Annotated in this window: 17 protein-coding genes, 1 tRNA gene and 1 pseudogene; 11 read left to right on the top strand and 8 right to left on the bottom strand. The window is 74.2% G+C overall.

Annotation, left to right across the window (positions count from 1 at the left end):
- The first annotated feature begins 65 nt into the window (after positions 1 to 65).
- The gene (locus AC3CHW_RS11930) at positions 66 to 932 is read left to right on the top strand and encodes a serine hydrolase (RefSeq protein ID WP_488471023.1); all 867 of its coding nucleotides are present in this window, start codon (positions 66 to 68) and stop codon (positions 930 to 932) included.
- A gap of 233 nt (positions 933 to 1,165) precedes the next feature.
- Here the strand turns inward: AC3CHW_RS11930 and AC3CHW_RS11925 are convergent, their stop codons facing one another.
- The 3 genes from AC3CHW_RS11925 to AC3CHW_RS11915 all read right to left on the bottom strand — a co-directional run bounded on the left by AC3CHW_RS11925 (position 1,166) and on the right by AC3CHW_RS11915 (position 3,909).
- Positions 1,166 to 2,143: a ribose-phosphate diphosphokinase gene (locus AC3CHW_RS11925; RefSeq protein WP_383707699.1), complete on the bottom strand. Its 978-nt coding sequence runs from the start codon at positions 2,141 to 2,143 to the stop codon at positions 1,166 to 1,168.
- Between the two features lie 73 nt (positions 2,144 to 2,216).
- Positions 2,217 to 3,665: a bifunctional UDP-N-acetylglucosamine diphosphorylase/glucosamine-1-phosphate N-acetyltransferase GlmU gene (gene glmU / locus AC3CHW_RS11920; protein ID WP_398612229.1), complete on the bottom strand. Its 1,449-nt coding sequence runs from the start codon at positions 3,663 to 3,665 to the stop codon at positions 2,217 to 2,219.
- Positions 3,666 to 3,837: 172 nt separating this feature from the next.
- Positions 3,838 to 3,909: transfer RNA gene (locus tag AC3CHW_RS11915), tRNA-Gln, on the bottom strand.
- Between the two features lie 407 nt (positions 3,910 to 4,316).
- On the opposite strand from AC3CHW_RS11915, the pseudogene AC3CHW_RS11910 reads away from it, so the two are divergent.
- Positions 4,317 to 5,696, top strand: a pseudogene (locus tag AC3CHW_RS11910) (sensor histidine kinase); the annotation flags it as partial.
- Positions 5,697 to 6,293: 597 nt separating this feature from the next.
- On the opposite strand, the gene AC3CHW_RS11905 reads toward AC3CHW_RS11910, so the two are convergent.
- Positions 6,294 to 6,797: an SUKH-3 domain-containing protein gene (locus tag AC3CHW_RS11905; RefSeq protein WP_176163710.1), complete on the bottom strand. Its 504-nt coding sequence runs from the start codon at positions 6,795 to 6,797 to the stop codon at positions 6,294 to 6,296.
- Positions 6,798 to 6,801: 4 nt separating this feature from the next.
- Entirely contained in the window at positions 6,802 to 7,347 is a 546-nt protein-coding gene (locus tag AC3CHW_RS11900) for a YwqJ-related putative deaminase (RefSeq protein WP_187061991.1), read from the bottom strand.
- Positions 7,348 to 7,536: 189 nt separating this feature from the next.
- On the opposite strand from AC3CHW_RS11900, the gene AC3CHW_RS11895 reads away from it, so the two are divergent.
- The 5 genes from AC3CHW_RS11895 (at position 7,537) to AC3CHW_RS11875 (ending at position 16,439) form a co-directional block, all read left to right on the top strand.
- The gene (locus tag AC3CHW_RS11895; RefSeq protein ID WP_488470424.1) at positions 7,537 to 8,361 is read left to right on the top strand and encodes a hypothetical protein; all 825 of its coding nucleotides are present in this window, start codon (positions 7,537 to 7,539) and stop codon (positions 8,359 to 8,361) included.
- A 205-nt stretch (positions 8,362 to 8,566) separates the two neighbouring features.
- Positions 8,567 to 9,541, top strand: a complete 975-nt coding sequence (locus AC3CHW_RS11890) for an SMI1/KNR4 family protein (RefSeq protein WP_176163713.1) — start codon at positions 8,567 to 8,569, stop codon at positions 9,539 to 9,541.
- A 5-nt stretch (positions 9,542 to 9,546) separates the two neighbouring features.
- Positions 9,547 to 12,552, top strand: a complete 3,006-nt coding sequence (locus AC3CHW_RS11885; protein WP_488471022.1) for an SUKH-4 family immunity protein — start codon at positions 9,547 to 9,549, stop codon at positions 12,550 to 12,552.
- 214 nt (positions 12,553 to 12,766) lie between these two features.
- Positions 12,767 to 14,485 (top strand): AMP-binding protein, encoded by a 1,719-nt coding sequence (locus AC3CHW_RS11880; protein WP_488470423.1) that lies wholly within the window; start codon positions 12,767 to 12,769, stop codon positions 14,483 to 14,485.
- Positions 14,486 to 14,990: 505 nt separating this feature from the next.
- A complete protein-coding gene (locus tag AC3CHW_RS11875; RefSeq protein WP_488470422.1) occupies positions 14,991 to 16,439 on the top strand; it encodes a hypothetical protein in 1,449 nt (482 codons plus the stop codon).
- A gap of 71 nt (positions 16,440 to 16,510) precedes the next feature.
- Here the strand turns inward: AC3CHW_RS11875 and AC3CHW_RS11870 are convergent, their stop codons facing one another.
- Positions 16,511 to 18,355, bottom strand: a complete 1,845-nt coding sequence (locus AC3CHW_RS11870; RefSeq protein WP_488470421.1) for an MFS transporter — start codon at positions 18,353 to 18,355, stop codon at positions 16,511 to 16,513.
- A 461-nt stretch (positions 18,356 to 18,816) separates the two neighbouring features.
- Here AC3CHW_RS11870 and AC3CHW_RS11865 point away from each other — a divergent pair, with 461 nt between their 5' ends.
- The 4 genes from AC3CHW_RS11865 (at position 18,817) to AC3CHW_RS11850 (ending at position 24,203) form a co-directional block, all read left to right on the top strand.
- Positions 18,817 to 19,605: an ABC transporter ATP-binding protein gene (locus AC3CHW_RS11865; RefSeq protein ID WP_176163716.1), complete on the top strand. Its 789-nt coding sequence runs from the start codon at positions 18,817 to 18,819 to the stop codon at positions 19,603 to 19,605.
- Positions 19,602 to 22,181: an ABC transporter permease gene (locus AC3CHW_RS11860; protein WP_488470420.1), complete on the top strand. Its 2,580-nt coding sequence runs from the start codon at positions 19,602 to 19,604 to the stop codon at positions 22,179 to 22,181. Before AC3CHW_RS11865 ends, AC3CHW_RS11860 begins: the two co-directional genes overlap by 4 nt.
- A 493-nt stretch (positions 22,182 to 22,674) precedes the next feature.
- Positions 22,675 to 23,652, top strand: a complete 978-nt coding sequence (locus AC3CHW_RS11855) for an NAD(P)-dependent oxidoreductase (protein WP_488470419.1) — start codon at positions 22,675 to 22,677, stop codon at positions 23,650 to 23,652.
- Between the two features lie 161 nt (positions 23,653 to 23,813).
- Positions 23,814 to 24,203, top strand: a complete 390-nt coding sequence (locus AC3CHW_RS11850; protein WP_488470418.1) for a hypothetical protein — start codon at positions 23,814 to 23,816, stop codon at positions 24,201 to 24,203.
- Here AC3CHW_RS11850 and AC3CHW_RS11845 read toward each other — a convergent pair.
- Together AC3CHW_RS11845 and AC3CHW_RS11840 are read right to left on the bottom strand one after the other, a co-directional pair.
- Positions 24,178 to 24,429 (bottom strand): type II toxin-antitoxin system RelE family toxin, encoded by a 252-nt coding sequence (locus tag AC3CHW_RS11845; protein ID WP_398611938.1) that lies wholly within the window; start codon positions 24,427 to 24,429, stop codon positions 24,178 to 24,180. The genes AC3CHW_RS11850 and AC3CHW_RS11845 overlap by 26 nt on opposite strands.
- On the bottom strand, positions 24,426 to 24,680 hold the full coding sequence (locus AC3CHW_RS11840; protein WP_387592019.1) for a type II toxin-antitoxin system Phd/YefM family antitoxin: 255 nt from the start codon (positions 24,678 to 24,680) through the stop codon (positions 24,426 to 24,428). Before AC3CHW_RS11840 ends, AC3CHW_RS11845 begins: the two co-directional genes overlap by 4 nt.
- Between the last annotated feature and the right edge of the window lie 188 nt (positions 24,681 to 24,868).

The raw sequence follows: 24,868 nt of genomic DNA, 5'->3' as shown, positions 1-24,868 counted from the left end.
CCGCGTCGGCCGCCGGTGCCGGGCCGGGGCCCGCGGGGCCGCCCGTCCGGGGGGCGACGCGGGCCGTGGCCCGGATCAGGGACGCCTTCGCCGACGCGGGGGTGACCGGGCTGCTGCACGCCCGGGACATCGACACCGGCGCGGAGCTGGGGCTCGGCGCCGACGCGCTGATGAGCACCGCGAGCGTGCACAAGCTGTGCCTGGTCAGCACGGTGTTCCGGGAGGCGGCCCGGGGCCGGATCGACCTCACCCAACAGGTCGAGGTGCCGGCCGGGCAGCGTACGAAGGGGCCCACCGGGCTCGCGGCGATGCTGGACCCGGCCCGGCTCTCGCTGCGGGACCTGGCCGCGCAGTCCATCGCCGTCAGCGACAACACCGCGGCCGACGTGCTCTGGGACCGGGTCGGCCTGGACGCCGTCAACCGCACCATGGCCGAGCTGGGGCTGCGCGACACCCGCGCCGTGCACATGATGCGCGACCTGTACGCGTCGATGACCGCCGACGCGGGCGCGGCCGGGGTCGCGGCGCTGGTTGAGCCGGCGACCCTGGCCAGGCTGCGGGTGCTCGACCCCGCGCACACCAACCACAGCACCGCCCGCGACCTGACCGCGCTCCTCGCCGCGGTCTGGCGCGACGAGGTGTGCGCCGGCGAACACGGCAGGCTCCTGCGGCGCGTCCTCGGCCTCCAGGCGTGGAGCCACCGGCTCGCCTCCGGCTTCCCCTTCGACGACGTGCGCGTCTCCGGCAAGACCGGCACCCTGCCCACGCTGCGCCACGAGGCGGGCGTCGTGGAGTACCCCGACGGGGGCCGGTACGCCGTCGCCGTCCTGACCCGCTCCGCCAGCACCGCCATCACCCTGCCGGCCGCCGACGCGGTGATCGGCACGGCCGCCCGGATCGCCGTGGACGCGCTGCGCGCCGGCGCGCGCTGAGGCGGCGCGCCACGCGCCGGCGCCCGCCGACCGCCGACCCCCGACCACGAGCCCGCCCGTACGCCGGGCCGCACGTCGACCCGTGGGCGTACCCCCGCGCGTACGCCCCCCCCACCTGGCCCGTACGCGCACGCACCGCGCCCGGACACGCGAAAGGGCCGCTCCCCGGTCTGGGGGAGCGGCCCTCTGCGGTGGACCCGAGGGTTCGCCGGGCTAAGCGGCCCGGCGTGAGGTCACGCCTGCTCGTCGAAGAGGCTGGTGACGGAGCCGTCCTCGAAGACCTCGCGGACGGCACGCGCGATGGTCGGCGCCATGGACAGGACGGTGACCTTGTCGAGGTCGATCTCGCTCGGCGTGGGCAGGGTGTCGGTAAAGACAAACTCGCTGACCTTCGAGTTCTTGAGGCGGTCGGCGGCGGGGCCGGACAGCACACCGTGGGTGGCCGTCACGATGACGTCCTCGGCGCCGTTGGCGAACAGGGCTTCGGCGGCGGCGCAGATGGTGCCGCCGGTGTCGATCATGTCGTCGACCAGGACGCAGACCCGGCCGCGCACGTCACCGACGACCTCGTGCACGGTGACCTGGTTGGCGACGTCCGGGTCGCGCCGCTTGTGCACGATGGCCAGCGGGGCGCCGAGCCGGTCGCACCAGCGGTCGGCGACGCGGACCCGGCCGGCGTCGGGGGAGACGACGGTCAGCTTGGAGCGGTCCACCTTGGCGCCCACGTAGTCGGCCAGCAGCGGCAGGGCGAACAGGTGGTCCACCGGGCCGTCGAAGAAGCCCTGGATCTGGTCGGTGTGCAGGTCCACGGTGAGGATCCGGTCGGCGCCGGAGCACTTGAACAGGTCGGCGATCAGCCGGGCCGAGATCGGCTCCCGGCCGCGGTGCTTCTTGTCCTGGCGGGCGTAGCCGTAGAACGGAACGATCACCGTGATGCTGCGCGCGGAGGCCCGCTTGAGCGCGTCGATCATGATGAGCTGTTCCATGATCCACTTATTGATCGGAGCCGTGTGGCTCTGGATCAGGAAGCAGTCCGCACCGCGTGCGGATTCCTGGAAGCGAACGTAGATCTCGCCGTTGGCGAAGTCGAATGCCTTGGTCGGGACCAGGCCGACGCCCAACTGCTGGGCGACCTCCTCGGCCAGCTCGGGGTGGGCGCGGCCGGAGAAGAGCATCAGCTTCTTCTCGCCGGTCGTCTTGATCCCGGTCACAGCAGATCTCCTTGGATTTCACTTCGCGTGCGTTTCCCCACGGTACGCCCCACTTGGCGTACCACTCGCACGCTCACTGATCGGACTCAGGCTCCTGAGCGGTGGCCTGAGCGGCCTGCGCGGCGGCGCTTCCTGGGCGCTTTCGAGCCACCCAACCCTCGATATTCCGCTGCTGCCCACGGGCGACAGCGAGCGAACCCGGGGGCACGTTCTTGGTGATCACCGACCCGGCGGCGGTGTAAGCCCCGTCCCCAATCGTGACAGGAGCCACAAACATGTTGTCCGAACCGGTACGGCAGTGCGAGCCGACGGTGGTGTGGTGCTTCTTCTCGCCGTCGTAGTTCACGAAGACGCTGGCGGCGCCGATGTTGCTGTACTCGCCGATGGTCGCGTCGCCGACGTACGACAGGTGCGGCACCTTGGAGCCCTCGCCGACCTGGGCGTTCTTCATCTCCACGTACGCGCCGGCCTTGGACTTCGGGCCGAGGTCGGTGCCGGGGCGCAGGTAGGCGTACGGGCCGACGGTGGCGCCCGCGCCGATCCGGGCGCCGTCGGCGACGGTGTTGCTGACCGTGGCGCCGGCGTCGACCGTGGTGTTGGTGAGGCGGGTGTGCGGGCCGACCTCGGCGTGCGCGGCCACGTGCGTGGCGCCGATGAGCTGGGTGCCGGGGTGCACCAGCGCGTCCGGTTCGAAGGTGACGGTGACGTCCACCCAGGTGCTGGCCGGGTCCACGATGGTGACGCCGCTGAGCATCGCCTCGCGCAGCAGCCGCTCGTTGAGCAGCTTGCGGGCCTCGGCGAGCTGGACGCGGTTGTTGATGCCGACGATCTCGTGGTGGTCGGCGGCGACGGAGGCGCCCACCCGGTGCCCCGCCTCGCGCAGGATGCCGAGGACGTCGGTCAGGTACTCCTCGCCCTGGCTGTTGTCCGTGCGGACCTTGCCGAGGGCGTCGGTGAGGAGCTGCGCGTCGAACGCGAAGACACCCGAGTTGATCTCCCGGATGGCGCGCTCGCTGTCGCTGGCGTCCTTGTGCTCCACGATGGCCGTCACCGCGCCGCTGGCCGCGTCGCGCACGATGCGGCCGTAGCCGGTGGCGTCGGGCACCTCGGCGGTCAGCACGGTCACCGCGTTGCCGTCGGTGGCGTGGGTGCGCGCCAGCGCGCGCAGCGTCGCGCCGGTCAGCAGCGGGGTGTCGCCGCAGACGACGACCACGGTCCCGTCCAGCGCGGTGCCGCTGGCCCGCAGTTCGTCCAGGCCCATCCGCACGGCGTGCCCGGTGCCGTTCTGCTCGTGCTGCACGGCGGTGCGCACGTCCGGGTCGATCTCCGCGAGGTGGCCGCGGACCTGGTCGCGGGCGTGCCCGACGACGACCACCAGGTGCTCGGGGGTGAGTTCGCGGGAGGCGGCGACGACGTGACCGATGAGGGAGCGACCGCAGATCGCGTGCAGCACCTTGGGGGTGGTCGACTTCATCCGCGTGCCCTCACCGGCCGCCAGGACGACGACGGCCGCGGGTGGGATATCCCCTTTTCGAGCGGTGCCGACGTCGCGGGGAAGGTTGGCGCTCACGGGGATACCCTTCGGCTTTTTCGGGAGGTGGACATCCGAAGGATACCGGTGCGTATAGGAGGCGACATGCGGGCGGGTCCCGGCGGAAAGGGCCGGGACCGGGGATCGCGTACGAGGATGTGGGCTCCCCCGCCAGGACTCGAACCTGGACAAATGGCTCCAAAGGCCACTGTGCTGCCGATTACACCACAGGGGATGGTCAGACTGGCCAAACCGGGCTCCCGCTTCGGCTGGCCGCTCGGCCCCCAACACTATGCCGTACCGGGCGCCCTCGATGCGAGAGTAAAGCCCCACGGTGCGCGGGGTGCGCGCGGGGCCCGCGATGCGCCGCCGGCCGCGTCCGCCCCCTTCTTCCCCACCCTCCTCCGCACCCCTTCTTCTCTTCTCCTCGCTTCTCCCGCGTCTCTTCCTCATCTCTCCCCGATCTCTCCCGTTCCTTCTCTCCTTCCTCTCCGCCCGTTTCCCGGCGCAGGCGCTTCGCGGGGATAGGGGCGTCGTTCGCGTGGTTCGCACGAGGAAGCGCATTCGATCCGGAAATCGCCCGAGTTCCGGGGTGCGCGTTCGAACGGAAAACAAGTGGCACCCACCCGTACGCTGGCAGGTATGACGACGACGGGGGAAGCCATGGAGCCGGGCGCGCGGGGCGCGCCGAGTGGGCCGTGGTGGTGGGAACGGCGCCGCAGCATGGTGCTGGACGTGTCGATAGCCCTCGCGTCGGTGGCCGAGTGCGTTTTCGAAGGGTTGGACTTCGCCGGTGAGGCGGGCATTCCGGGCGGCGCGGGCGTCCTGCTCGGCGTGCTCGTGGGGGCCGTGCTCGTGGTCCGGCGGCGCTGGCCGATAGCGGTGGTGCTGGTCTCCATCGCGGCCTCGGCCGCCTCGATGGGCGTGCTGCTGACCATCATCGGCCTGTACACGATGGCCGCGTCCGGGCTGCCGCGGCGGATCACGGGCGTGCTGTCCGGCATGTCGATCAGCGGCACGTTGATCGTCACGGTCGTCAGGTTCCAGCAGGACATGGCCCAGGACGGCTACCACCCGCCGTTCTGGGTGGCCGGCCTGGTCGCCGCGCTGATGGCGGTCGGCATCACGCTGCCGCCGGTGCTGTCCGGGCTGTACGTGGGGGCGCGGCGGCGGCTCGTGGAGAGCCTGCGCGAGCGCGCCGACGGGTTGGAGCGCGAACTGTCGCTGCTGGCGGACCGGGCCGAGGAGCGCGCGGAGTGGGCCCGTAACGAGGAGCGGACCCGGATCGCCCGCGAGATGCACGACGTGGTGGCGCACCGGGTGAGCCTGATGGTCGTGCACGCGGCGGCGCTCCAGGCGGTGGCGCTCAAGGACCCGCAGAAGGCGTCGAAGAACGCGGCCCTGGTCGGCGACATGGGCCGGCAGGCCCTGACGGAACTGCGCCAGATGCTCGGCGTCCTGCGGGCCCACGAGGCGCAGCCCGCGGGCCACGCCGGCGCCACCGAGCCGCTGCCGCTGGCCTCGGTGGCCGCCGCCGCGTCCGCCGCCTCATCGGCCGCGGGCCACGCCGGCGCGGCCCCGGGCGCCGAGCGGGGCGCGGACGCCGCCGGGACGCGGCGGGCTCCCGATGACTCGCTCGCGGGGCCGTGCCTACGCGAACTCGCGGGGCTCATCGAGCAGTCCAGCGCGGCGGGGATGGTGGTCGAGTTCCTGGAGGAGGGCGAGGAGCAGGCGTACGCGCCGGCGGTGGAGGCCACCGCGTACCGCGTGGTGCAGGAGGGCCTGACCAACGTGCACAAGCACGCGCCGGGCGCGCGGACCCGGGTGCGCCTCGCGCGGCGCGCCGGCGAGGTGGCGGTCCTGGTGGAGAACGGCCCGTCCGACCGCGCCGTCGCGGACGCGGGCCTGCCCAGCGGCGGCAACGGCCTGGTCGGCATGCGCGAGCGGGTGGCCTCGCTCGGTGGCGGCTTCGTGTCCGGGCCGACGGACGCGGGCGGCTTCCGGGTCTCGGCGGTGCTGCCGGACCGGACGGCCCGCCCGGCCCGCGAGACCGTGCCGGACCAGCCCGCCCGTGAGACCGTGCCGGACCAGCCGGCACGCCGGCCGGCGGTGCCTGAGCCAGTGCCCGGTTCGGCGCCTGAGCCGGTCGCCGAACCGGTGGCTGGAGTGGTGGCCGAGCCGGCGGGTGGAGTGGTCGCCGAGCCGGCGGGTGGGCTGGTCGCCGGGGCGGTCAGCGAGTCGGTCGCCGAACCGGCGGAGGGCCGCGGGTCCCTCTGAGCGACCCGGTCCGACGGGCCGCGCGCGGCGGCGCTGATGAGCCCGCACATGCTGGTCAACACGGGGCGGGCGGACGCGACTCCTCGCGCGCGGCGTACGAACGGATGCGGCTGCGGGCCGGGTTCGCCAGCACGGAGCGGGTGCCGACGGCGAGCGGGGTCGCGGCGGGCGTGAACGGCCTGCTGGTCGCCCGCAGGGGGCCGGCCGCCGACAGGTAGGCCCGCCCGCGCCGGTGCGAGCGCGGGCGTACGGCGTCGGTCGTGCGCCGTCGGTCGTCGCGCCGATTCGGGCGTCAGGCGCCGCCGGCCGCCACCCGTCGCCGACCCCCAGGTGCCGCGACCCTCACGTGCCGCCGACCGTCAGGCGGGTGGGGCGCACGCCCGTGACGAGGGTGTCCAGGGCCCGGTCTATGTCGCCGCCGAGGAACCAGTCGCCGGTGTGGTCGAGGCTGTAGACCCGGCCCTCGGCGTCGATCGTCAACAGCGCTTGGCCGTCCGCCTCCTGGCCCAGCGGGCAGACCTCGGTGCCCAGCGCCCGGCCGAGGTCGGTCAGGGTGCGGGCTAGGTGCAGGCCGTGCAGCGGGTCGATGCGGAACGGGGTGGGCGCGAGGTGGCGGCCGGCGCCCGGCGGCTGGATGTGCAGCCCGCCGAACTCGGCCCACGCCTCGACGGCGGCCGGGAAGATGATGTGCCGGTGCCCGCCGGGCGAGACGTGCGCCCGCAGCGCGTCGGCCCAGGTCTCAGCCTGTCGGATGTCCCAACGGCCCGGCGTCCAGCCCGCGTCCCGCAGCGCGGCGTCGACGCCGACGGGGAAGCGCGTGGCGGCCGTACGGTCGAAGGCACGCATGGGTTCAGCCTCGCTTCCTGAGCGACCCGGCCGGGGTCGGCGCCGCGACGTCCACCGCGCGGACCCCGAACTGGGCCAGCAGCGGCGCGCAGGAGCGGCAGGGCGGGGCGTAGGAGCCGTGCGCCGGGTCGCCGTCCTCGCGGATGTGCCGCGCGGTGATCTTCGACTGCTTGAGCGCGCGCCTGGCCTCGCCCGGGGTGAGCGGCTTGCGGGAGGCGCGCTTGCTGCGGCCCGCCTCGGCGTGGGTCAGGAACCGGGAGAGCAGGATGGCCTCCGGGCAGCGGCCGGTGAACCGCTCGCGCTGGGCGGTGCCGAGCGTGTCCAGGAAGTCCTGGACCAGCGGGTGCAGGGCGGGCGGCTGGTCGGCCTTGCCCGCGGTACAGGTGAGCGTCTGGCCGCGCACCGAGAGCGCGGCGGCCACGGTGGGCAGGATGCCGTCCCTCCGGTGCAGTAACGGCGGCGGCAGGTCCCGGCCGTCGGAGCTGCTCCAGCTCAACCGGGGATCGCCCGGTGTAGGCGCGGCCTCGCCGCTGTCCTGTGCGGTGTGCATGGTGGTGCTTCCCTCCAGGTGCAATCCCCCTGTTGCGGGGGTCAGCCTGCCAAATGGGACGCGTGGTGCGGAAGTCAGGTGTGCGCCCGATGGGGGATCCTGTCCGGTACGTCACCGTCGCGTGACAGGTAGTCGCTGACGTGTCGGCGAGTCGTGCGATCGCGGTCGATGGCTGAGAAAGTGCGGCTCATGCGTACACACATCCGGCGCGGCGCGGTGGCCGTTCTGCTCTCTTTCACCCTGGCGTGTTCGGTCGCGTGCTCGGCGGACTCCGGGGGCGGGGGCGGCACGGGGGAGCCCAGCGCGGCGGGCGGCGGGACGGGCCGGGAGCCCGGTGGGAGCGGCGGCACCCCGCCGCCCTCCGGCACGGCCGAGGCGTCCGACGAGGCCGGCGGCGGGCCCGGCCGCGCCTCGCGCACCCGGCCGTTGACCCGCGCCGAACTGCAACGGGCGCTGCTCACCCAGGGCTCCGTCGCCGGTTACACGGTGCGCCGCGGCCCCAAGGACGCGCTGCCCGCCGACGCCACGGTCGCCGCCGACCGCGCCGAGTGCCGGCCGATCGTCGACGCCTTCGGCTCCCGGCCGAAGTACCCGCGCACCGCCTACACCTCGGCCAGCCTGACCAAGGGCGACCTCAGCGGCACGGGCGAGGGGACGCTGAGCCAGCTCCTGTTGGCCGCGTACCGGGTCGGGGACGCGCAGCGCTGGCTGGCCGAACTGCGCCGGGCGGTCGCGGTCTGCCGTGGCTTCACGGCCATCGACGGGGCGGGCGACCGGGAACCGTTGGCGATCACGCCGGGCCGGAACCTGGCGGTCGGCGACGCGTCCGTGAGTTTCCTCATGCGGGACGAGGCCGGAAAGGACGCCCCGGTCGCCATCACCGTGGTACGTACCGGAGCCAACACGGCCACCTACCTCTCGGCCGGGACGAGCGGTAGGCCCGAGCCGGTGGCGCGGGCGGTGGCGGACGAGCAGCACCGTCGCATGGTGGACGCCGGGAAGGTCGCGCGGTGAGCCGTTCGCGCGCAATGGCGAGAATCGGAGCGTTTGAAGGGGAGATGGCGTGATGTGTCGCTGTTTTCCGCGCCCGCCGCATGGCTGTCCCATGGCCGTTCCACGGCCATTTCGTGGGCGCGGCGGCGGGCCCTCGCGGCGGCGGTCGCTGTTGCGGCACCGCATAGGCTGTCGGTAGTAGCCAGCAGCAGCAGGGGGCACCGCCATGACGACAGGTCGGCTCGGGCACACCGCGCCACCGAACACGGCCTACGCCGGGCAGGTCGTGCACTTCCCGGACCCGGTTCGCGCGGCCCGACACCCCCAGGGTGTCCGGGTGGACGGGGACGGCTATCCGGACTTCACGCCGTACGCCAAGGCCGCCGTGGAGATCGCCGAGCCCCCGGAGGGGTTCGGCGTCGACGAGTTGCGGCTGACCGACTTCGTCTCGGCCAACGCCGCGCTGCACGCCGCCGGGCACGAGCTGTGGGAGGGCGGGTCGCCGGTGGCCACGCCGCACGGCTGGACCTGGCACCACGTCGCCGGCACGCGGCGGGTGCAGTTGATCCCGGTCGAGGTGAAGGCGCTGCTGCGGCATCACGGCGGGCTCGCCACGGCCGGCGTCGACCAGGACAAGCGGGGCACCCGACCGCTCCAGGAGACCCGCCCCGCGCACTTCGGACTGCCCAAGCGCGGCCTGTCCGTCACCGAGGACCAGGTGCTCGTGGTCGAGGAGGACCTCGGCTACCGGCTGCCCGACGCCTACCGCGCCTTCCTCAAGGCGGCCGGCGGCTGCGCCCCGGTGGGCGCGGCGCTCGACCCGGAGCTGGGCCTCCTGGTGGACCAGCCGTTCTTCACGGTCCGCGACGAGGCGGCGGTCAACGACCTCGTCTACGCCAACAAGTGCCTGCGGGACCACTTCACCAAGGACTACCTCGGTGTCGGGTTCGTGCAGGGCGGCGTCATCGCGGTCAAGGTGCGCGGCGAGGCGATCGGGTCGGTGTGGTTCTGCGCGTACGACGACGCGCGGGACCGGGACGGCTGGAGCGTGCGGGACCGGGTCGCGGAGCTGATGCTGCCCTGCGGCGACGACTTCGACGCCTTCCTGCTGCGCCTGGCGGGCAACCCGCCGGAGCTGGAGACCGTGGCCAACTTGATGGTGGACGGCGGCTTCGCGTACGTCGTCCCGGTGGAGGGATGAGCGCGATGGTGACCTTCGCGCAGGCGCAGGAGCGCGCGGAGCAGTGGGTCAACGGAGACGTCCCGCGCTACCAGCAGCGCGAGGTGCGGGTGCGGGAATTCGACCTCGGCTTCGTCGCCTGGGCCGAGGACCGCCCCGACGGGCCCTCGCGGGCGCCGGGCACCCAGAGCGCGCGGCTGGTCATCGCCCGCGACAGCGGCGAGACCACGCTGTGGCCGGGACTCCCGGTGGGCGAGGTGATCCGACGGTACGAGGAGGAGTACGGGGCCGCGGCCCAGGCCCCCGCGGCGCCCGCCGCGCCGGCCGGCCGGCTCGACCTGGAGGCCACCTCGTTCCTGCTGACGCCGCCGGAATGGCTCCAGGAGGCGGCGAACACGCTGGGCGGCGGCGTCCCGACCCGGCGCCCGGCGGCCTCCGGCACCTCTGAAGCCTCCGGCGCGCCCGGCACGTCCGGTGCGGGCGCGTCCGCCGGCGGATCCGGGGCCCCCGGGTCCGCGGCCGGGTCCGAGACCAGCGGCTCGTCCAACGGCTCCAAGGCCACCGGCGCCGACGAGCCGGGCGACTCCGGGACCGCGACCCCGTCGGCCGGCGACGCGGCACCCGGCGCGCTCAGCTCGCCGCCCTCCACCCGCACGCCGTACCCCGACTCCGACGCGGACCACGGTCACGATCAGCGCGATGGGCAGAACGGCGGCGACCGGGACGCGGCCGGTGACGGTCCCGCCCCCGCCGACCGGGCCGCCGCCTCCGGCCCGGCCGTGCCCGACGCGCCCGCCTTCCCCGCCGCGCCCGGCTCGGCCTTCCCCGCCGCGCCCGCGTTCCCGTCCGCCCCCGGCTCGTCCACGGGCGGTGCGGTCGACGGGCCGTCCTGGGAGGACACCAACCACGGGGGTGACGACGGCGACCGTTCCGTCGCGCCGCCCGCCACCGTCTTCGCGCCGCCGCTCGCCGGCTTCGACGACGAGGACACCCCGGTGCCGGGCGTGGCACCGGAGGCCAAGACCGAGCTGATGTCGGCGGGCAGCGCGCTGCCGCCCACCGCCATCGCGCCCGCCATCGACGGCAGCTTCCCGCTCCAGGGCCCCGACTCCGCCGCCGGCCCGGGCGCCCCCCAGGTACCGGCGATGCCGCCCGGCCCGCCGCCTGGCCCGCCGCGCGCCGGCGGCGTGCCGGCGGCCCCGGGCGCGCCCGGCCCCGCCGCGTCCGCCGCCGGCCCCGCGTCCAGCGGCGGTCCCGGTACCCCGGTGCCGGCGCCCGGAGCGCCCGCCGGCGACGGCACGGGAGCCGCCGCACCCGGCGTGCCGACCGGACCGGGGGCGCCCGGCGCCCCCGCCGGCGGCTACGTCCCGACGCAACTCGTCTCCCAACTCGACTCCAGCAACCCGCTGGCGCCTCCCGGCGCCTCGGCCGGCGCGGGCGTGCCCGCGCCCCCCGGCGCTCCCGGTACGCCGGGCGCCGGTACGCCGCCTCCGGGCGCCCCTGGTACGCCGCCTCCGGGTGCCCCGGGTGGGGTGCACGCGGCGGCGACGATGTTGGCCGGGCCGAACGGCCCGGCCGCGCCCGGTGCTCCGGGTCAGCCCGGCGTCGGTGGCCCGCAGCCGCCCGGGCCCCCCGGCGCCCCCGGCGCCGGCCACGGCACCCCGCCTCCCGGCGCCTCGGCCGGCGCGGGCGTGCCCGCACCGCCCGGCGCTCCCGGTACGCCGGGCGCCGGTACGCCGCCTCCGGGCGCCCCTGGTACGCCGCCTCCGGGTGCCCCGGGTGGGGTGCACGCGGCGGCGACGATGTTGGCCGGGCCGAACGGCCCGGCCGCGCCCGGTGCTCCGGGTCAGCCCGGCGTGGGCGGCCCGCAGCCGCCCGGGCCCCCCGGCGCCCCGCACACGCCGCCCCCGCCCGTGCCCGGCCAGCCCGGCATGCACGGCCATCCGGGAATGGCCCCGCCGCCCGGCCCGGGGATGCCCGGCCCGGGCATGCACGGCGCGCCCGCCATGGCCGGCCCGTACGGCTACCCGCCGGCGCCCACCGGGCTGCCCACGGTCGGCCCGGGCTACATGGCGGTGCTCCGCTACCGGGCGCAGGACGGCTCCGAGCAGCAGATCATCCGCCGCTCCGCGCCCGGCACCCCGCACCCGGAGTGGCAGATCCTGCACGAGCTGCGGGCCATGAACGTGCCGCCGCAGCAGGTGCTCGAACTCCACACCGAGCTGGAGTCCTGCGACCTGCCCGGCGGTTACTGCGCCCGCATGATCCGGGAGTCCTGGCCCCAGGTGCGGATCAGCCACACCGCCCCGTACGGCCGCGACCACGCCACCCGGCAGCAGGGCGTGCGCCATCTGATCGAGCACCAGGGCGAGTTGCACCAGGTCGCGGACGGGCCGGCCAGGCCGGCGCCGGTGCGGGTGCCGTTGCCGCATCCGAGCCAGGTGCAGCGGGCGCCGGCCGTCCCGCCGGAGGGTCTCGCGCAGGAGTTGCTCAACGCGTTCGGGCCGCAGGGCATCTTCCGCTTCGACCAGCGCGCCGTCTCCCGGCAGGGCGTGCCCGACATCGTCGCCCAGACGCTGGTGTGGGCCGGGCTGCCGGTGGACTTCGGGCCGTTCTTCTGGGCCCAGGCGCAGCCGGGCCGGCCGGTGCCCACGCTGGCCGAGCTGGCCGCCGAGCGGCAGGTGCAGCCCGCGTCCGACGCCGGCTCGTACCTGGTGATGGGCAACGACTTCGGCCGCCAACTGTGCGTGCAGTACGGCACGGCGCACATCGTCGCGGTCCCGGTCGAGGCCGGACCCGGCGGCGCCCCGGTGCCGCCGCAGTTCGTCAACACCGGGCTGCCGGAGTTCGTGCGCTGCCTCGGCCTCCTTGGCTGGATGTGGCGGCTGCGGGCGACGCTCACGCCGGAGCAGGCGGGGCGCTGGACGGTGGACTTCCAGAACCACCTCTCCGCCCTCGACCCGGCGGCGCTCGCCTCGCCGGAGAACTGGTGGGCCGTGCTGCTCGAACAAATGTGGGACGGCCTGCTGTAGCGCCCCGTACACCGGCCGCACCGGCGTACGCGCCCCATACGCCGGTCGCCCGACCGCACCGCCGCGCCCCCACCCCGGGGCGCCGCCGCGCCGCACGTCGGCGCCCGCCGCCCGGCCCGGTGCGGGTGCGCCCGTGGCTCATAACCGGAGGGGCATGTCCGCATGCCGCATTTGGTAGTGGAAGGCATACGAGGCGGCACCTAACGTCGCTGTCATGACGGAAACGCACTTCACCAGTTACGTAGAGCTGATCCTCGACAGCCTGCGGGAGCGGCCCGAGCGCACCGTGCTGCGCACCGAGGACGGCGCTTCGATCAGCGCGGGCGCGTTATGCGACGCCGTGCACGGGATGGCCGCCGAGCTGACCGACCGTGGCATCGGCCGCGGCGACACCGTCGCCCTGCTGTCCGGCAACCGCCCCGAGACGCTGACCGCCCGGTACGCCGTGAACCTGGTCGGCGCCCGCGTGGTCATCCTCTACGAGGCGCTGGCCGCCGAGATGCTGGCCCGACTCGCGGCGAGCGTGGAGCCGGCCGCCCTGCTCGTGGACCCGCGGCACGACGCGCGGGCCGCGGAGTTGCTCACCCACCACCGGCCGCCGCTCGTCCTCTCCTTCGGCCCCAGCGAGGTGGGCGCCGACCTGCTCGCGCTCGCCGAGGGGCACCGCGGGCGGCGGGTGCCGAGCGCGGCCCGCGCCGAGGACGACTGGTGCATCCGGCACACCGGCGGGACCACCGGCCTGCCCAAGGGCATCCGCATGGCGCACGGCTTTCACCGACAGGCGCTCAGCTCCGGCACGGCCGCGTCGGGCCACGCGCCCACCTTCCTGGCCTGCACGTCCCTGGCGCATCTGGCCGGCATGGTCGCCGACCTGGCACTGCTCTCGGGCGGTCGCGTGATCATCCAACGGTCCTTCGACCCGGCGGCGGTGTTCGCCGCCATCGAGCGCGAGCGCGTCACCGACCTGTGGCTGCTGCCGCCGCTGCTGTACGCGCTGCTCGACCACCCGGCCCGGGCGACGGCCGACCTGTCGAGCGTGCGCCGCATCGCCTACGGCGGCTGCGCCGCCTCCCCGTCTCGGCTGCGCGAGGCGGCCGAAGCCTTCGGACCGGTGCTGAACGGCTGGTACGGGCAGGCCGAGGCGGGCATGATCGCCACGGTGGGCCCGGCGGAGCACGCGGTGGTGGGCGCTGCCGGGCAGATCACGGTGGGTCGCCCCGCGCCCGGCGTGCGGATCGAGATCCACGACGAGCGCGGGCGGCCCCTCCCGGCCGGCGAGAGCGGCGAGATCTGCGTGCGTACGCCGTCGATGATGAACGGGTACTGGAAGCAGCCGGAGGCCACCGCCGAGGTGCTGCGCGACGGCTGGGTGCACACCGGTGACATGGGCTACCTGGACGAGGACGGCTACCTGTTCATCGTGGACCGGCTGAGCGACAAGATCGTCGTGGTGGGCGGCCACGTCTACCCGACCGACGTGGAGGAGCTGCTGCTCAGTCACCCCTCCGTGGCCGCCTGCGTGGTGTTCGGCGTGCGCCGCCCCGACCAGACCGAGGCCGTACACGCCGCGGTGGTCCCGGCGCCCGGCCACAGCGTGCGCCCCCAGGAACTCAGGGCCTTCGTGACCGACCACCGCGGCGCCATGTACGCGCCGGAGGCCGTACGGATCGTCGCGGAGATCCCGCTGACGCAGGCGGGCAAGCCCGACCGCAAGGCGCTGCGCACGCTGGCACTCGCCGACGCGGACGCGGACTCCGGCCCGGACTGCGACTCCGGCCCGGACTGCGACGCTGGCCCGGACTGCGACGCTGGCCCGGTCTCCGGCTCGGGCTCAGCCGCCGGTGCCGGTGCCGGTGCCGGCGCCGGCGCCGGGGACGGGGCGCGGGCCGAGCCGGGCGTGGCCGGCCTCGGCGCGGGCGCCAGGCAGCGGTAGGGCCCCGCCCGGCGGCCCGGGTGTCCGCCCCGACGCGGCCCGTCGGGGCGGACACCCCGCTCGCTGTGTCGCTCGTGTCTCTCGTGTCTCTCGTGTCTCTTGTCTCCCTCGCGTTCCCGGGGCCCATCGCACCCATCGCGTCCGTCACATCCGCCACGCCGCCACTCCCGCGCCCCGCCCGCCCCGTACGCCCGGCGCCCCGCGAGCCCCGCGCGACACGCCCCGTACGCCCGTACGCCAGGCGACCGGCCCGGCCGCCTGCCGCGCCTGCCCCGCGCGATACGGCCCGCGCACACGGGGCGTAGGGCCCACTTCGGTCGCAAGGTCAATACCGTCACGGTTCGCTGTATCGATGCTGTACTGGCTTGAAATCCCTGAGATTGCGACTTCCGGCGTCAATTGCCGCATCCTTGCCTGAGAAACTGGGTGGAGTGTCGCGGTATGGGCATTTCGCTCGCATCTACAAAGATGTTTGGCGGAGACACCGGATAGAGGGGCTTCAAGGATGAGCGGGACGGATTCACCCCACGGCTTCACCACCACCGGGCGGGGCGAGCGCGGCTACCGTCCTGCGCAGGTGGAGCAGTATCTGTCGCAGTTGTCCGCGGATCGGGACGCGGCGTGGGAGCGCGCCGCGCGGCTGACCGTGCTGGCCAACGAGATGGCCGCGGAGGCGGAACGGCTGCGCGAGGTGATCGCCCAGCTCCCCCCGCTGACGTACGAGGAACTCGGCGAGGGCGCGCAGCTCATCCTGGCCACCGCCGAGCAGGAGGCCGAGCGGCTGCGGGCGGGCGCGCGGAGCGCCGCGAAGGAGGCCAGGGTGGCGGCGGCGGAGTACGCCGACGCGACGCGCGACGCGGCGGACGCCGCGGCGAATGCCCTGCGTACCGGGGCCGAGAGGTGGGCCGAGCAGCGGATCGAGGCGGCCCGCGCCGCCGCCGCCGAACTGCGTGAGGCGGCCGAACGGGACGCGCTGCGGGAGCGGCGCGACGCGGTCGTCGAGCTCCACCAGGCTCGGGAGCGGACGGAGGAGTTCCTGGCCGAGCAAGAGCAGCAGCACGCCGATCGCTGGGAGGCGCTCGGCGTCGAGATCGCCGAGCGCGAAGCCGCCCTGGAGTCCCGCATCGCCGAGTTGGAGGCCCTCGGCGAGCGCACCGTGGCCGAGACGCAGCGCGCGTACGCCGCGGTCGAGGAGGCCGCCCGGCACGGGCAGGAGGACGCGGAGGCGCAGGGCGAGGAGCTGATCGCGCGAGCGCGGGCCCGCGCGGAGCGCATGGAGCGCGAAACGGAGCAGATCCTGCGCGCGCACGCGGAGGAGCGCGAGGAACTCACGTTGCAGATGGAGCACGTGCGCGAGAGCCTCGGCGTCCTGACCGGCCGGCGCGTGCCGGTCGAACGCCGGGCCGAACGGCCCCCCGCCACCCCGGACACCGCTACGGTCTCCCACGCGTCCCGGGGCGCGGCGGACGCGGCCGGTGCGGCCGAGGGGGCTGCCGCGCCCGGCGCGTCCGGTGCGTCTAGTGCGCCCAGTGCGCCCAGTGCGCCCAGTGCGTCTGGTACGGCTGACGCGGCGGGCGTGGCTGGTGGCTACGGGGACGTCGCGGGTGCCGGCGCCGGCACCGGTGCCGGTGCTGGCACGGGCGTGGTGACCGGTGCGGGCGGTGGCCAGGGCTCCGGGGGTGCCGCCCGCGCGGGCGGCCCGGTCGATGCGGCGGGTGCCGCCGGCGGCGACGCCGGGGAGGGCGACGTCCCCGCCGATGCCGGTGTGAATGCCGGTGCCGGTGCCGATGCGGGTGCCGGGGACGCCGGCCGGGCCGACCGGGGCGCCGATGGCGTGGGCCCCGCCGTGCCACGGCCCTTGGCCGGCCCGGGGAAGCGCAAGCTCGGCGACGACGATGACACGATCGAGGTCGAACTCCCGGTCATGCCCCCCGCGGACCGCCCCACGTCGTAACCGCGCCTCGCGGGCGGCTGTCTCGCGCACGGCCACCCCCGCTCTTCGCGGGGCGCCGTAGGGCCGACCCGCTACCGCGCGTCGCCGCGCGGGCCGCCACCAGTGGGACCAGTCGGCGCCCCACCGGCCGGCCCGTCCACCGGCGGCTCGGGGTGATCCGGCGCGCCGGGGGCGGCAGGCGCCTCGGAGGTGGTCGGCGCGTCGGATGCGGCCGGTGTGTCGGCGGTGGCCGATGCTTCGGATGTGGTCGGCGAGTCGGTCGCGGGGGCGGTCGGGTCGTCCACGTGGGTGGGGAAGACGCGCGGGGCGAGCAGGAGCAGCGCCAGGACGGCGAGGACGGCGGCCAGGGCGGCGCCGAGGTAGACGTAGTCGACGGAGTCGTCCACGGCGCGGCGCAGGTAGTCGGCGGCCTCGGCGGACAGTTCGCCGGGGTGTTCCAGGGCGCGGGACACCGAGTCCAGGTCGTCCGGGAGGTCGCCGCCGAGCGAGTCGGGGGCGTCCGCGAGCCGGGCGGCCATGGTGGCGTTGGCGACGGCGCCGAACAGGGCCGCCCCCACGCTCTGCCCCACCTGGCGGCAGAAGAGTATGGAGCCGGTCGCCGTGCCGCGCTCCGCCCAGCCGACGGACGACTGCACCCCGACGATCAGCGGGAGTTGGAAGAGGCCGAGCGCCCCGCCGAGCAGCAGCATGATCAGCGCGGGCTGCCAGGCCGAGCCCGGGTAGGGCAGCAGTGGGAACGCGAACAGGATCAGCGCGGCCAGGCTCATGCCGACGATGGCGCTCTGCCGGAAGCCGATGCGCAGGTAGACGCGGCTGCTCAGGGCCGCGGATATGGGCCAGCTCAGCGTCATCGCGGACAGCACGAACCCGGCGGCGGTGGGGGAGAGACCGAGGACCGACTGCGCGTACGTGGGCAGGAACACGGTCGGGGCGATCATCAACAGGCCGAGGCCGCCGAGCGAGAGGTTGACGGCGGCGATCGTACGGCGGCGCCACACCCAGCCCGGAATGATCGGCTCCGCCGCCCGCCGTTCGATGACCACGGTGCCGGCCGCGCAGGCCGCGCTCGCCGCGAGCAGGCACAGCGAGGGCGTCGAGAGCCACGGCCAGGCCACGCCGCCCTGCACGAGCGCGGTCAGCAACAGGCTGCCGGAGCAGAAGATGCCGAGCGCACCGGCCCAGTCCACCCGGGGCCGCTCGCGCCCACCTCCCGTACGGCGTCCGCCCGTTCGCCGTCCGTCCGTACCCCGCCCTCCCGTACGCCCGTCGCCCGTGCGCTCCGCGCTCGCCCGCGGGGCGCGCGCCGGCTCGTGCAGGTGGCGCACGACGAGAAGGAGGGCGACGGCGCCGACCGGCAGGTTGACCAGGAAGATCCAACGCCAGTCCGCGTACGTGGCGATGAGCCCGCCGAGCGCCGGGCCGGCCACCGACGACGTGGCCCACACGGTGGAGAGCCTGGCCTGGATCTTCGCGCGCTCCCGGTGCGGGTACAGGTCGGCGGCGATCGTCTGCACCGTGCCCTGGAGGGCCCCGCCGCCCAGGCCCTGCACGACGCGGAACGCGATCAGGCTGGCCATGTTCCACGCGGTGGCGCACAGCAGCGAGCCGACCAGGAACAGCGCGATGCCCACCAGCAACACCGGCTTGCGGCCGAAGGTGTCCGACAACTTCCCGTACACCGGCAGCGACACCGTCACCGCGAGCAGGTAGCCCGAGAAGAGCCAGGAGAAGACGGAGAAGCCGCCGAGGTCGCCGACGATCTGCGGCACGGCCGTGGCGATGATCGTGGAGTCCAGCGCGGCGAGCGCCATCGCGAGCATCAGCGCGGCGACGACGGGCCCGCGACGCTCGACTCGCGGTGGTCCCGCGGCCTGTGGCGCGGGGTCCTGGTCCGTGTGCCGTGCGGTGCCGCCCACCGTGCGTCTCCCTCGCTCGTTGTACTCGCCACCTTTCCACGGGTCGCGGTCTCGCGGTACCGGTCACCGCCCCGGCCGTCCCGCCTCGCCCTCCGGGTCTCCCGTACGGCGACCCCTACCGCCCCACCGACCGCTCCAGCACTGCTCCCTGGCCTGAGCGGCGCGCCCCGCGGGCCCGCGCCCGGTGGTTCGCGGCGCCTCGCACCCTGAGACCCGGGTGCGACCTGAGGCCCACCCCCTAGGGGAGCGAACACCCTTCCCCTGACCCCGGGTTCGTACCGACGGATGACGAGGTCAGGAGGCTGTTCTTCCTAGTCTTGGTGCGGGCCGCACGACTACGAGGGTGGGGCTAGCCCCAGGTCGGATACGGCGCTGAGCACCATCGCGAGCCCGCTCCCATTCGAGCAATCTTGTTCACGCGGCAAGGACCGCGCCGAACACACCTACCGAGGAGAAGTACCGTGACGACGGCTGTATCGATTCCCAGGACCGGGGGCAGCGGAGGGCATACGGCCGTTGCCGCGCGAGCACGTCAGGTGGTCAAGGCGTACGGCTCCGGGGAGACGCGGGTGGTGGCCCTGGACCACGTGGACGTGGACATCGCCCGGGGCCAGTTCACCGCGATCATGGGCCCGTCCGGCTCCGGCAAGTCGACGCTGATGCACTGCCTCGCCGGCCTGGACACCGTGACCGCGGGCCACATCTACGTCAACGAGACCGAGATCACCGGGCTCAAGGACAAGAAGCTCACCCAACTGCGCCGGGACCGGATCGGGTTCATCTTCCAGGCGTTCAACCTGCTGCCCACGCTGAACGCCATCGAGAACATCACGCTGCCGATGGACATCGCGGGCCGCAAGCCCGACCGGGCCTGGCTGGACCGCGTGGTGGAGACGGTGGGCCTGGCCGGGCGACTCAAGCACCGGCCGAACCAGCTCTCCGGCGGCCAGCAGCAGCGCGTCGCCGTGGCCCGCGCCCTGGCCGCCCGGCCGGAGATCATCTTCGGTGACGAGCCGACCGGCAACCTCGACTCGCGGGCCGGCGCCGAGGTCCTCGGCTTCCTGCGCAGGTCCGTTGACGAGCTGGGCCAGACCATCGTGATGGTCACCCACGACCCGGTGGCCGCCTCGTACGCGAACCGGGTGCTCTACCTCGCCGACGGCCGGATCGTCGACGAGATGTACCAGCCGACCGCCGAGTTGGTCCTTGAGCGCATGAAGAACTTCGACGCGCGGGGGCGTGTCTCGTGACCGTGTTCAAGACCTCGCTGCGCAACTTCTTCGCGCACAAGGGACGCATGGCGCTCTCCGCCGTCGCCGTCCTGCTGTCGGTGGCGTTCGTGTGCGGCACGCTCGTCTTCACCGACACCATGAACTCCACCTTCGACAAGATCTTCTCCGCCACGGCGCCCGACGTCAGCGTCAGCCCCAAGGACGCCGCGAGCGGCGACGACGTGCAGCGCTCCCGCAAGGTGCCGACCATCCCCGCGTCGAAGATCGCGGAGCTGGAGAAGGTCAAGGGCGTCAAGTCCGCCGTCGGCGACACGGTGTCCACCTCCGTCACGGCCGTGGACTCCAAGAACAAGAAGATCGGCCTGGCCGAGGGCGCCCCGTCGGTCGCCACCAACTGGGACAGCGCCGAACTCTCGTCCGTCGAGATCACTTCGGGCCACGAGCCGCGCGGCCCGACCGAGATCATGGTGGACGCCGACACCGCCGACAAGAAGAACCTGGAACTCGGCGACAAGGTGCGCATCATCGCCGTGCCCGGCGACGCCAGCTTCACCATCACCGGCATCGCCACCTTCCAGGTGACCAACCCCGGCTCGTCCATCTTCTACCTGGACGACGAGACCGCCCAGCGCCGGCTGCTCGGCGCCACCGGCAAGTACACCTCCATCGCGCTGACCGCCGCGCCCGGCGTGAGCAACGACGAGCTCAAGCAGAGCGTCCTCGCCTCGCTCGGCCCGGACGACGACCTCAAGGTCAAGACCAAGGCCGAGACCAAGGAGGAGAACAAGGACGAACTGGGCTCCTTCCTGGACGTCATGAAGTACGCGATGCTCGGCTTCGCCGGAATCGCCGTCCTGGTCGGCATCTTCCTGATCGTCAACACCTTCTCGATGCTGGTCGCCCAGCGCACCCGCGAGATCGGCCTGATGCGGGCCATCGGCTCCAGCCGGCGCCAGATCAACCGCTCGGTGCTCTTCGAGGCGCTGCTGCTCGGCGTCGTCGGCTCCATACTCGGCGTGGCCGGCGGCATCGGCCTCGCGATCGGCCTGATGAAGCTCATGGGCACCATGGGCATGAACCTGGACACCTCGGAGCTGACGGTCAAGACGGCCACGCCCGTCGTCGGCCTGGTCATCGGCGTCCTCACCACCGTCGTCGCCGCGTACATACCGGCCCGCCGAGCAGGCAAGATCTCCCCGATGGCCGCGCTGCGGGACGCCGGAACGCCGGCCGACAGCCGTGCGGGCCGCGTACGGGCCGTGCTCGGCCTGCTGCTGACCGGCGCCGGCGCCGCGGGCCTGGCCATGGCCGCGAACGCCGACAAGGCGACCGACGGCTCGATGTTCCTCGGCCTCGGCGTGCTGCTGACCCTGATCGGCTTCATCGTGATCGGCCCGCTGCTGGCCGGCGTGGTGGTCCGGGTGCTGAGCGCCGTACTGCTGCGGATGTTCGGCTCGGTCGGCCGGATGGCCGAGCGCAACGCACTGCGCAACCCGCGCCGCACCGGTGCCACGGGAGCCGCCCTGATGATCGGCCTCGCGCTGGTCGCCTGCCTGTCGGTGGTCGGCTCGTCGATGGTCGCGTCGGCCAGCGACGAACTGGACAAGTCCGTCGGCGCGGACTTCATCATCGAGCCCGACAACGGCGTCATCAAGCCGCAGGTGGAGCAGGCGGTCAAGCGGGCCAAGCACCTGGAGCACGTCAGCGACTACAAGATCCTCGAGAACGCCACCATCACCACGCCGGACGGCAAGAAGGTCAAGGACGACCTGGACGCGGCCAGCCCGAGCTACGCCAAGGACCTGCGCTCCCCGGTGATCGAGGGCACGCTGGTGGACGCGTTCGGCAAGAACGCCATCGGCGTCCCGGAGGGCTTCGCCAAGGACCACAAGGTCGCCCTGGGCGACGTGCTCAGCGTGGACTTCAAGGAGGGCGGCACGGCCAAGCTGACGGTCCGCGTCATCACCTCGGAGGACACGGCGTTCAACAAGGGCGCGATCTACCTCGGCGTCGACACGGCCAAGGACTACATCAAGCCCGACCAGATGCCGCAGAACCTGATGATGTTCGCCGCCGCCAAGGAGGGTCAGGACCGCGAGGCGTACAAGTCGCTCAAGGCCGAGCTGACGACCTACCCGGACGTGACGGTGCGCGACCAGGCCGACTACAAGAAGCTCCTGGAGGACCAGATCGGGCAGATGCTCAACCTGGTCTACGGACTCCTCGGCCTCGCGATCATCGTCGCCATCCTGGGCGTCGTGAACACCCTGGCCCTGTCGGTCGTCGAGCGCACCCGCGAGATAGGTCTGATGCGCGCCATCGGCCTCTCCCGCCGCCAGATGCGCCGCATGATCCGCCTGGAGTCGGTCGTCATCGCCCTCTTCGGCGCCCTGCTCGGCCTCGGCCTGGGCATGGCCTGGGGCGTGACGGCCCAGAAGCTGCTGGCACTTGAGGGCCTGAAGACCCTGGAGATCCCGTGGCCCACGATCGGCGCGGTGTTCGTCGGGGCGGCGGTGGTCGGCCTCCTCGCGGCCCTGGTCCCCGCCTTCCGCGCCGGCCGGATGAACGTCCTGAACGCCATCGCGACGGACTAGGCGCACCGAACGCACCTGAGCAGGCCGCTGCCCCGCCACGAAGGGGCGGCGCGCCGCCCAGGTCAGAGCAGGCCGCCCGGCCCGGCGGGAGCCCCCCGGCTCCCGCCGGCCGGACGGCCGACGGACGGCGGGTGCCATGGGGATGGTCCGTCGCCGCGGCGGCCGGCCCGGGAACCCTCCCGGACCGGCCGCCGCAACGGCGTCCCCGCCCCGGCCACGGCCTCGGCCACGGCCTCGGCCACGGCCGAAGCCCGACCGTGCGGTGGCGCAGCGACGGAACCGGGCGGGCACGGGACGCCGGAGCCCCCCGCTGCCTGTGCGTTCGCCTGCCCAGCCAGCTCCACGCCGCTGAGCCCAGCCCCACGCCGCTGAGCCAGCTCCACCCGCCGCCCCACCAGCCCGCCGCCCGATCCACCCACCAACCCGCCGACCGGCCCACCCCCCCGCGCGTGCCGCTTGCCTTCGAGTGCCCTCCAGGTCCTACCGTTCCCCCATGGCTGACAGGAGCGTGGCGGACACGGACACGGACACGGACACCGACACCGGCACGGACACCGACACGGCGGGCGCGCGTGGGGCTGGCGCGACCGCCGTGGCGGTGCTCGGCACCGGGATCATGGGTGGGCCGATGGCCCGTAACCTCGCCGGGGCGGGTGGGTTCGACGTGCGGGTGTGGAACCGTACCCGGGCCAAGGCCGAGCCGCTGGCGGAGGCCGGGGCACGGGTCGCGGACACGCCGGCCGACGCGGTGGACGGGGCGGACGTGGTGCTCACGATGGTGCACGACGGGCCCGCCGCGCTCGACGCGCTGCGCGAGGCCGCGCCCGCGCTGCGCGCCGGGACGCTGTGGCTCCAGTCGAGCACGGTGGGGGTGGGCGCGGTCGGGCCGCTGGCGGAGTTCGCCGCGGAGTACGGACTCGACTTCGTGGACGCCCCCGTGCTGGGCACCAGACTCCCGGCCGAACAGGGCGCGTTGACCGTCCTCGCGGCGGGTCCGGTCGCCGTGCGCGACCGGGCCGAGCGTGTCTTCTCGGCGATCGGCCAGCGCACCCTGTGGGTCGGCGAGGACGGTGGTGCGGGCACGGCCAGCGCGCTCAAGCTCGTCGTCAACAACTGGGTGCTCACCCTCATCAACGGCGCCGGCGAGTCGCTGGCCCTGGCCGAGGGCCTCGGCGTGGACCCGCGCGCCTTCCTGGACGCCGTCGCCGGCGGCCCGCTGGACTCCGGCTACCTGCGGACGAAGTCCGAACTCATCCTCGCCGGCGACTACGCGCCCAGCTTCACCGTCTCCGCCGCCCGCAAGGACGCCGCCCTCATCGCGGAGGCCGCCGAGCGCTCCGGCGTACGCCTGGACCTGGCCGCCGCCGCGGCGGAGCGGCTGCGCCGCGCGGAGCGGCAGGGGCACGGCGGCGAGGACGGGGCGGCGGCGTACTTCGCGAGCTTCGGCGGGACGGACGACGGCGGGGCGTGAGGGGCGGGCCCCCGACCGGGGAGGGAGCCTCGCCGACCGGGGCGAGCCTTCGGAGGGGAGCCGAGGCGAGCGCGTCCGGAACCGTTCGCCGCGCGGATTCCGCCCCGTACGGTGTGCCGCGGCGGCTGCGGCGGGCCGTCGCGACCACCGAGGAGCCAGCCATGACCACACCACCGTTGTCTCCCGGAGAAGGTGCCCTGGGGGAGGCCGTGATCCCGCGGCCCGACAGCACCTTTCCGGCGCTGCGGGCCGCGCTCGCGCGGGTGGCCCCGACACGGCTTCCCGAACTGATCGCGGAGCGGGCCACCGTCTTCACGATGGCCACCCGGTCCAGCAGCTACCAGCCCATCGCCCTGTACCAGCTCAAGTGGGCCACCGTGATCGAGATCGAGCGGTTCCCGGCCCTCGCCCGGCGGCTGCGTGCCGCCGAGCACGCCGCCCGGTCGCTCGATCGGGACGACGCCGCATGGCGTACCGCCATGGACGAGATCCGAGCCATCATGGACGCCGCGCGTCGTGCCGTGCTTAGCCCGTCCGGCCTATGTGGATGACCACAATCGACGCTGTGGCCTCCGTGATCTCGTACATCGCCCGGTAGCGGCCGACGTGCACGCGACGCAGGTTTGGTGAGCCGTACTCCGCCGCACCCGCGGGCCGCGGATTGTGGGCCAATAAATCGATCGCGTCAAAGAGGTGGCGCAACCCTACCGGGTCATCCTTGAGGAAGCGGGCCGCTGCGTTGATCGCGGGCTCGTCCCAGACGATGTCGTACGTCACCCACGCTCCAGCCCGAGGCGGGCGCGGACCTCGTCGTGCGAGGTGGCGAGCGTGGCATCGGCGGCCTGGCGTTCCCGGTACTGAGCGAGGGCCAGTGCGTCCTCCAGGTCCGCCAATTCCGTGGGGTTTATCAAGACAGCGGCGGGCTGGCCGTGGTCGGTGATGACGGTGCGCTCGCGGGCATGCGCGGTGCGGCGGACCAGGGAGCCGAGGCGGGCGCGGGCCTCAGTGAGGGGCAGCGTGTCACTCATGTACAGAACTGTACGCTACTTGCAAGTTGCGTACAGAGGGCTTCCGGATAGCGCTGTCACACCCCCGGCGTACCCTGAAGACATCCCGGCCGCCGGCCCCCGGACACGTCCGTGGGCCCCCGGTCTTGGCTCCGCCAAGGCCCGTGCCGGGCCGTTCGCGTTGTCCAGCCCCGGGACGGGAAGCCCTA

The organism is Streptomyces sp. MGP-BFMKR1, from assembly GCF_057766585.1.
This window is presented reverse-complemented; position numbering and strand designations above follow the sequence as displayed.

Excerpts from the sequence above, each read along its gene's own strand:
- AC3CHW_RS11905 (WP_176163710.1), bottom strand. The coding sequence starts at position 6,797 with ATGCGTGCCTTCGACCGTACGGCCGCCACGCGCTTCCCCGTCGGCGTC.
- AC3CHW_RS11900 (WP_187061991.1), bottom strand. The coding sequence starts at position 7,347 with ATGCACACCGCACAGGACAGCGGCGAGGCCGCGCCTACACCGGGCGAT.
- AC3CHW_RS11895 (WP_488470424.1), top strand. The coding sequence starts at position 7,537 with ATGCGTACACACATCCGGCGCGGCGCGGTGGCCGTTCTGCTCTCTTTC.
- AC3CHW_RS11890 (WP_176163713.1), top strand. The coding sequence starts at position 8,567 with ATGACGACAGGTCGGCTCGGGCACACCGCGCCACCGAACACGGCCTAC.
- AC3CHW_RS11885 (WP_488471022.1), top strand. The coding sequence starts at position 9,547 with ATGGTGACCTTCGCGCAGGCGCAGGAGCGCGCGGAGCAGTGGGTCAAC.
- AC3CHW_RS11880 (WP_488470423.1), top strand. The coding sequence starts at position 12,767 with ATGACGGAAACGCACTTCACCAGTTACGTAGAGCTGATCCTCGACAGC.
- AC3CHW_RS11875 (WP_488470422.1), top strand. The coding sequence starts at position 14,991 with ATGAGCGGGACGGATTCACCCCACGGCTTCACCACCACCGGGCGGGGC.
- AC3CHW_RS11855 (WP_488470419.1), top strand. The coding sequence starts at position 22,675 with ATGGCTGACAGGAGCGTGGCGGACACGGACACGGACACGGACACCGAC.
- AC3CHW_RS11850 (WP_488470418.1), top strand. The coding sequence starts at position 23,814 with ATGACCACACCACCGTTGTCTCCCGGAGAAGGTGCCCTGGGGGAGGCC.
- AC3CHW_RS11840 (WP_387592019.1), bottom strand. The coding sequence starts at position 24,680 with ATGAGTGACACGCTGCCCCTCACTGAGGCCCGCGCCCGCCTCGGCTCC.